Annotated in this window: 9 protein-coding genes; 3 read left to right on the top strand and 6 right to left on the bottom strand. The window is 50.7% G+C overall.

Annotated features, from left to right (window positions below; all coding sequences use genetic code 11):
• Positions 1–320: 320 nt before the first annotated feature.
• Together EAY64_RS20465 and EAY64_RS20310 are read right to left on the bottom strand one after the other, a co-directional pair.
• A complete protein-coding gene (locus EAY64_RS20465; RefSeq protein WP_158604742.1) occupies positions 321–494 on the bottom strand; it encodes a hypothetical protein in 174 nt (57 codons plus the stop codon).
• 159 nt (positions 495–653) lie between these two features.
• Entirely contained in the window at positions 654–1,172 is a 519-nt protein-coding gene (locus EAY64_RS20310) for a hypothetical protein (RefSeq protein ID WP_147456252.1), read from the bottom strand.
• Positions 1,173–1,472: 300 nt separating this feature from the next.
• Between EAY64_RS20310 and EAY64_RS19395 the strand changes: the two genes are divergently transcribed.
• A complete protein-coding gene (locus tag EAY64_RS19395; protein WP_158604741.1) occupies positions 1,473–2,066 on the top strand; it encodes a TetR/AcrR family transcriptional regulator in 594 nt (197 codons plus the stop codon).
• A complete protein-coding gene (locus EAY64_RS19390) occupies positions 2,063–3,355 on the top strand; it encodes a glycosyltransferase (RefSeq protein ID WP_103526350.1) in 1,293 nt (430 codons plus the stop codon). Before EAY64_RS19395 ends, EAY64_RS19390 begins: the two co-directional genes overlap by 4 nt.
• A gap of 301 nt (positions 3,356–3,656) precedes the next feature.
• Here EAY64_RS19390 and EAY64_RS19385 read toward each other — a convergent pair whose 3' ends face one another.
• Complete coding sequence (locus tag EAY64_RS19385; RefSeq protein WP_199734497.1) at positions 3,657–4,055, bottom strand: nuclear transport factor 2 family protein; 399 nt, start codon at positions 4,053–4,055, stop codon at positions 3,657–3,659.
• 48 nt (positions 4,056–4,103) lie between these two features.
• Between EAY64_RS19385 and EAY64_RS19380 the strand changes: the two genes are divergently transcribed.
• Positions 4,104–5,033: a LysR substrate-binding domain-containing protein gene (locus EAY64_RS19380; RefSeq protein WP_158604740.1), complete on the top strand. Its 930-nt coding sequence runs from the start codon at positions 4,104–4,106 to the stop codon at positions 5,031–5,033.
• A 98-nt stretch (positions 5,034–5,131) separates the two neighbouring features.
• Here EAY64_RS19380 and EAY64_RS20890 read toward each other — a convergent pair whose 3' ends face one another.
• The 3 genes from EAY64_RS20890 to EAY64_RS20805 all read right to left on the bottom strand — a co-directional run bounded on the left by EAY64_RS20890 (position 5,132) and on the right by EAY64_RS20805 (position 6,619).
• Positions 5,132–5,278 (bottom strand): hypothetical protein, encoded by a 147-nt coding sequence (locus EAY64_RS20890; RefSeq protein WP_158604739.1) that lies wholly within the window; start codon positions 5,276–5,278, stop codon positions 5,132–5,134.
• Between the two features lie 622 nt (positions 5,279–5,900).
• Positions 5,901–6,377: a glycosyltransferase family protein gene (locus EAY64_RS19365; protein ID WP_255424556.1), complete on the bottom strand. Its 477-nt coding sequence runs from the start codon at positions 6,375–6,377 to the stop codon at positions 5,901–5,903.
• A gap of 26 nt (positions 6,378–6,403) precedes the next feature.
• Positions 6,404–6,619, bottom strand: a complete 216-nt coding sequence (locus tag EAY64_RS20805; RefSeq protein WP_103526345.1) for a glycosyltransferase family 2 protein — start codon at positions 6,617–6,619, stop codon at positions 6,404–6,406.
• Between the last annotated feature and the right edge of the window lie 176 nt (positions 6,620–6,795).

The raw sequence follows: 6,795 nt of genomic DNA, 5'->3' as shown, positions 1-6,795 counted from the left end.
TCATCACGCTGATGGTGTCGTAGTCGGATAGTGAAGTTGCGCCGCCAGGTCCAGTAACAATCTCCACATAGTCCTCAGTCATCCCCTTCCGCGTACCCGCAAGATGCCGCTGGCGTCGGTCAACCCGGCACTCGTCGGTGAGCCAGTCACTACAAGTTTATATTGGCCATCCGGGTCGCAAAATTAACCCGGTCATGTCCAGTGGTGGCTTTGGTAATACTGGCAACGTTAATATCCTCAGCTGATAGCCGGGGTAGTGCCTGAGCTGTTGAAGTTGACCAGGCTGGTTGGCGCTATCTGGCGCAATGGCTTGATATCGATCAGTCCTTCGCCGTGGTGTATGCAGCCAAGAAACCGGTGGTCGGATCGCCGATTCCCGGCCTGGTACAAGCCAGCAGCAGCTGAGTAGCCGTTAGCGACTGGGCATCGGCAAAGCTGACCTGGTTACCGACTACCGTCAACAGGTTGGCCAGGGCCGTAACATCTTCGGGCATGCGCTTCATGAGCGGTATTGGGCGCAGCACATGAGAAGAGAAAACGGAGGAAAGGGTTGGGTATTACAGCGGTTGATTAATACCGCAGGCGTTGAGGTTGCCTGGTAAGCCAAGGGGAGGGGATTAGATAATCAGCCATCAGCCATCAGCCATCAGCCATCAGGCAGTAGGTGGCAGATCTGATGGCTGCTTGATTGTTGCTGCAGGGATGGGGGTTTGATCTCCAGGCTCCAGATAGCCCAGCCCTTTTCTACGCTGCTTCAAACCAAGCTTAATGGCAGCGGTACCTGTCAGAAAAAATACCACAGCAGTACCGAATGCACTGCTAAGAAGTGAGCGGCCATGACTGTGGGCTCGAAGATCTGGAGCAAATGCGTATATCCCGCTAGCAGTGAGCAGAAGGACACCAACGCATACTTTCCCAAACCAGCCAATAATGTTTCCTTGCCCCTTGCTCATCAGCAAGCGCCATGCAGAGCGCAGGCAAAAAACAGCCATTAAAGCAAATGACAGCAGTGCCAGATTAAGCTCAAACGGTAGTTTTTCGTGAACTTCGAGGTAAAGCAGACAGAGAGCCGCTGCACCAAAGGCTACACCACACAATCCCATTGCTATTCCGGCAATGAATGCCACAACCGGTGAGACCTTCTTGTCTAGATCGTTGTGTATCAGTACCACTCACTGGCCTCCGATCACGTCATCAGTCTTGAATCCATAAAGCATATTCCTCGACTGTCGCGGCAACAAGCACACCAGTCAATGCCCTGATGCACTCTCGATGGTGAAATTAACACGCGGTGTCGCGTCGGTAGTTCGGCCTTAGCGGTCATTGGCTCAAGTTTACGCCAATGACCACTATCGACCGTGAGCAGTCGTTGGCGGCTAGTACAGAGAAGCAAAACCATATGCTACCTGCGTATTGCGAGCCCAATCATTTAACTTATACAATGTTCAAGTTAAATGATTGGTGATATGTCCATGGAAGGTCGAAAACGCGTAAAGCAAGTCGAAGCTACGCGACAGAAAATCATGTTGGCCGCATTTCCGCTGCTGACCGGCGGGTCGTATGATGCTGTATCGATGGAAGAGATTGCTCTTGCGGCAGCGGTTTCACGCACGAGTCTTTACAACCATTTCGACGATAAGGCAGCTATTCTCGATGCCTGCTTCGCTGACGAATTTTCTGCTGGCGCGTTAGAGCTACTAGGGCGCGCTACAAAAATCTCTGGTCGGCGCGAACGCTTAGCCTATGTGTTCGATGTGTTTGCAAAATGGGCCGCCCCTAAGAAGACGCTACTCTTGCCGGTCGTCTTGCATGGCATTCGGCAGTCCCTCGCCCATTCCCATGAGGTACACCCCTTACAAGCTTTTTTCGTAGCCCTCATTGAATGCCCGGCGTCGAATGCTGACGATAAAAACGACCTTGAAATGTTGGCGCACTACCTGCGGCACATGTATCTGGCTGCGACACTGAGATGGCTTGCGAGCGAGGAACCAGGACCCGAAATGTTCTTTGCAGAAATGCTTTCCCTTTTCCTTGATGGTGCAGAAGTCAAGCGAGGCACAACATGAAAATAGGTCTTCAAGCCTGGGGGAGCGAGGGCGACATCGCGCCTTTTCTTGCTCTAGCCACCGGTCTGGTCGAAAAAGGGCATATCGTGACCTTGGTCGTTACTGATAACGTCGGTCGTGATTACACTCAGCACGCAAGAGAAGCGGGATTTGAACTCGTTAGCGTGCCTATGCCGTTACCAGCAGATGGTTCTGACCTCGATGACATATGGCGAAGGATTATCCAGATTGGTAATCCATTAAAGCAGGTTGAGCTGGTCCTACGATATGGCTACGACCCCGTCGCAGAGAAGATGCTTACGGCCGCGACTGATTTGGTAGTAAGCAGTGACATTGTGGTTGGCCACTTCTTTGCATATCCGTTGCAAATTGCTGCGGAACTGGCGGGTAAGCCGGCCGTTACACTCGCAATCGTCCACAATTGTGTCCCAACTCGAACACACCAAGCCCCCGGCTTGCCGGATTGGGGCACATGGTCCTATGCCTTGGGATGGCGACTTGCAGGAGCGATTGTTAACAGGGTTTTCTTGCCTCGCTACAACGGGCAGCGCCAGCGCGCTGGATTACCGCCAGTAAACGACACCATGTCTGAAGCGTGGACGAGTAAACGACTTAACCTCCTGGCAGTGAGCCCGTCAATTTGTCAGAGGCCTAGCGATTGGCCGAGTCAGCACGTTGTAACTGGATTCATCAATGCAGTGAAGCCGACCTTAGAACTACCACTCCCTGTGCCATTGAAAACATTTGTCCACGATGGAGAGCCGCCTATCTTCATCGGCTTTGGCAGCATGATGCTCGCGAGTGCGATTGAATATGCAAAGGAGACTGTGCAGATTTGGTTAGATGCAGTACGACAACTTGGCAAGAGAGCCGTTATCCAATTGCCTGAGGCATTGCTTCATCTAGTACCGAACGATAGGCACTTCCTTGCATTTGCGTGGGCAGATTATCGACAACTTTTTCCGTGTTGTTCGGTCATCGTTCATCATGGGGGGGCTGGTACTACGCAGTCAGCGCTCAGAGCAGGCCGTCCGGCGATTATTGTTGCGCACGTTTCAGACCAGTTTTTTTGGGGAGAAGAATTAGAGCGATTAGGTGTCGCTGGACCCACACTGCAACGAAAGGGGCTAAATTCGTCGAAGCTAAGCAGCGCGATCACAAAGACGCTTGCGAACCCTGACCAGGCTCATCGAGCAAAGGCACTTGGTGAGTCCATTTCTAAAGAGAATGGAGTCGCCGTGGCCATTGAGGCTATTGAAGATTGTTATCAGTCAGCGCGTTACGAATAGCGGGGAAGCGTTTTAACCAACTTCCGCTTCACATTCAGACTATTCGATTAGATTAGCAACACTCGCTGTGAGCTTCTGGCTGATAGCAGCCATGCTATCACATTGCCATTAATGACCGCCTTGGCCGACGGCCTGCCACTGCTCTAAGTGTGAAGGCAGCTGGTCGGCCAGAGCTGCCGTTTACGGTGATTGCGAAAACTGGCTGCTTCGCTGAATGAAGCAGCCAGTCTTTTGTGCTGACTATCCTGACTTCTTTGGCTACGCTACTTGCAACGTTTGCGAACCAGATCTGGAATTCACACTATACAAACCGGTCTCCCAAGTCAGCGCGGATCTGATGTGTATCGTAAATAATGACCAACTTCTCAATCAGGCCTTGCGCATTAAAGTCAAAGACATCGACGCAATCGAAACGGACCTTGCTGCCATCTCGTAGTACCCAGTCATAGCGGAAATAGGCGTTTGCAGTGCGATTGCCTTGTGTGCTCTGGAAAATATCCAGCAAGGTAATACTGCTATTGCCGGATGCATCGGCCAGTTTTGAATAAAATGGCCGGGGAGTCACCCAGCCCAGCAAGGGCGAGTAGATGCGGGCATCGGTGGAAAATAAGGACACAACGCCGTCTACATTGCCCTGTTCAAGTTGGTGCAGGTACTCTTTCAGTATCCCGGAAAATTTGTTTGCTTCTGCATCAGACATCGGTTTCACCTATTTCTGCTTGGAAGCCAGACCTTAGCAAGGATGATCGTGAGCGGTATATCGACTAATTTTGAACAGGGGGATGCAAAGGATGCATACCCCCTTGCTATCTTGACCCGGCCTTTGCCGTCCATGATGGGCTTGCAAGCCTTTGTCGCGGTAGCGAGTCTGGGAAGCCTCACCCGAGCTGCTCGGCAGCTATGCCGTACCCAGGGGGCGGTTAGTCGACAGATTCAACAGCTGGAACAGTTTTATCAGCAGGTGCTATTCCATCGCACACCCAGCGGCATGAGCATGACTCCTTATGCCGAGCGCCTGTATGCCGTGGCGAGCAAAACGCTGGGTGACTTGAGTAGTTTTTCCTGCGACTCCCAGCTGCAGCCTGACCGTATCCGGCTACGTTTGCCTTCCACCTTCGCCTTGCGCTGGTTCCTGCCCCGGCTGTACGTCATCCAGCAGTGCTTGTCAGGTATCCTGCTGGAAATCAGCACCAAGGTGATTGATCGTCCTGAGTTCGGCAGTGGCGATTTTGATGCCATGATTGCGCGCGGTAACGGGCAATGGGAAGGGCTGAGGTCTGCGCAGCTGTTTCCCGAGCAACTCACCCCGATGTGCAGGGCCGAGCTGTCGTTGGATCTACAGGTGCCAGCGGACATGGCACACTATCGACTGATCCACGCCAATGGTAGCCAGCAAGAATGGCAATCCTGGTGGCAAACCTATGCGGCGGCCCCCATGCCGGGGCAGCACCTGTTTTTCGATTCCCTGGACGCGGCAGTCAATGCAGCCACTCAGGGTTACGGTATTGCGTTGGCAGACCCACGATTATTTCAGGATCAGCTGAGCCAGGGCACCTTAGTCATGCCATTTCCCCAGTGGCATAGCGGTGAGTATGGCTACTATCTGGTAACGCCTGCTTCATCAGCGAACCTTCCGAAACTAGACCTGCTGGCCAAAACCCTGCATTCCTTGGTTTAAAACGACTTCATCGCTGGCTCCCAGCAAGACGAGGTGACAGAGATTGGCGTAGTTTCGGCCTAAGCTGCCTTTCAATCGATGAGTGGTGAGTGGCTGGTTTACACACAATTCCGGACACGCTCTTTGGTCAGGTACTGTTTGCCTACACTTATCATCGTACAGTCAGGGTAGTTGCTATAGCTGGGCCGACCAGTTTGCTGATCGATACAGATATAAACTTGGGCGGCCGCTGTTGCGCTGGCCAACAGCAGGACCGGATCACGTCTTTACAAACAGGCAGCCCGCTTTAGTAGCCAGCCTAGTCACGACCCTTTCCAACTCGACGGCATTAGATTGTTCCAAGTGTGCAAGAAAGCGGACTTCATGTCCCCAGCATCCTGGTCGTTTCAAGCGCAACGCAATGATGGGTACGACTTCGTCGGGCTCATAGCCAAAGGGGGCCCTGATCTGCGAGATGCTTGACCAAGAAATCAAGCCCTTCCGACCATGATATTTGACCAGCAGGCCGCGACTGGTTTCCCAGACCTCCTCCGCGAGATCGTTCGTAGCGAAGTAGTGCTTGATGCCAATTACAAGTGGCGCAAGGATAGAGAAAGCCAAAAGAGTTCCATTCCATAGGGGGTTGTGCTCATGTTGACCTACCCACACGGTAAGGATCATAACAGTTGAGCACAGTAGTCCGATTACTCTGGTCAGTTTTCTATACCGTACAGGGTTGCTTGAAATGATTCTGTGCACCAGCCCCTCCAGTCGGTTTCGCCACATTCGATCTCATAGATGAATGTGGATATGTGCAGTTTACGCTGAACGGTTTCTTCATGTGTAACTGATTTAGATACGTGCTACTCAATACTAGAGGGTGTCATGCTATCGCTTAACTTCATACCAATTTTTATCGAGATACTCTCGCTCCTCTCCGGAAATGGCTCGATAAATGCGAAAGGGATTGCCAAAAATACGAACAAAATGCCAATCTCCAAATTCATCAAACCTCCTACAGGATGTCGTTACCGATTCAAGTGATATGATTTTGTGTCGTCTTCTGGTTTTGCGGCCATGCAACTTTAATCTTCTAAGAAAATCAACATCTTCTGCAATATGCCGTCTTTCATCGAATCCGCCGATAGCATCAAAATCTGATTTTTTAAACCAATACAAACCAAAGGATAAACCAAGAAAAAATGCGGGGACCAACATCATGCCGTAACCAACAGCTATTCCAAGAGATAATCGTTCAGGTTTTATTCGTATGCCACCTCCAAGAGCGTTTGGATTATTGGCGTACCGGTATATTTCGGCTAGCACACCCTTCGACATCCAGCTGTCGGCATCAATTGTGATCACCCATTCGCTTTTTGCATGAGCAATCCCTATATTTTTATTGCTGAAATATTTTTTGAGTTATTAGACAAGATAGTGGCGCCATAGGTTTGCGCAATTTCTTTAGTTTTGTCTGTACATCTATTTAAAATTACGATTATTTCAACTTCCAGATTTTTTGGAATTGCCTGATCATTTATTGATGAAAGGCATCGATTAGTATATTTTTCTTCATTATGCGCAGGGATGACAATGCTTATTTTCATTTAACTTTCCAATATGTTTGCTGGAGGTAATTAAACTGCACCCGACTTGCTTCGTCGCATAAAATCGACCACACAGTCAACTCTACCTTTGAATCGCTCCGGCTCCTCTAGATACTCCTGAGCCGTTGGAAATTTTGTTTCTCAAACTCTACCGGCGATAGCCCGTTTGCGGAACC

Source organism: Aquitalea palustris (genome assembly GCF_003693445.1).
Lineage (GTDB): Bacteria > Pseudomonadota > Gammaproteobacteria > Burkholderiales > Chromobacteriaceae > Aquitalea > Aquitalea palustris.
The sequence above is the reverse complement of the archived record's forward strand: the minus strand, read 5'-3'. Positions and strand labels throughout refer to the sequence as shown.

What these genes read in the sequence shown, in the direction of transcription:
- EAY64_RS20465 (WP_158604742.1), bottom strand. Translation starts at nt 494, where the DNA reads ATGCCCGAAGATGTTACGGCCCTGGCCAACCTGTTGACGGTAGTCGGT.
- EAY64_RS19395 (WP_158604741.1), top strand. Translation starts at nt 1,473, where the DNA reads ATGGAAGGTCGAAAACGCGTAAAGCAAGTCGAAGCTACGCGACAGAAA.
- EAY64_RS19390 (WP_103526350.1), top strand. Translation starts at nt 2,063, where the DNA reads ATGAAAATAGGTCTTCAAGCCTGGGGGAGCGAGGGCGACATCGCGCCT.
- EAY64_RS19385 (WP_199734497.1), bottom strand. Translation starts at nt 4,055, where the DNA reads ATGTCTGATGCAGAAGCAAACAAATTTTCCGGGATACTGAAAGAGTAC.
- EAY64_RS20805 (WP_103526345.1), bottom strand. Translation starts at nt 6,619, where the DNA reads ATGAAAATAAGCATTGTCATCCCTGCGCATAATGAAGAAAAATATACT.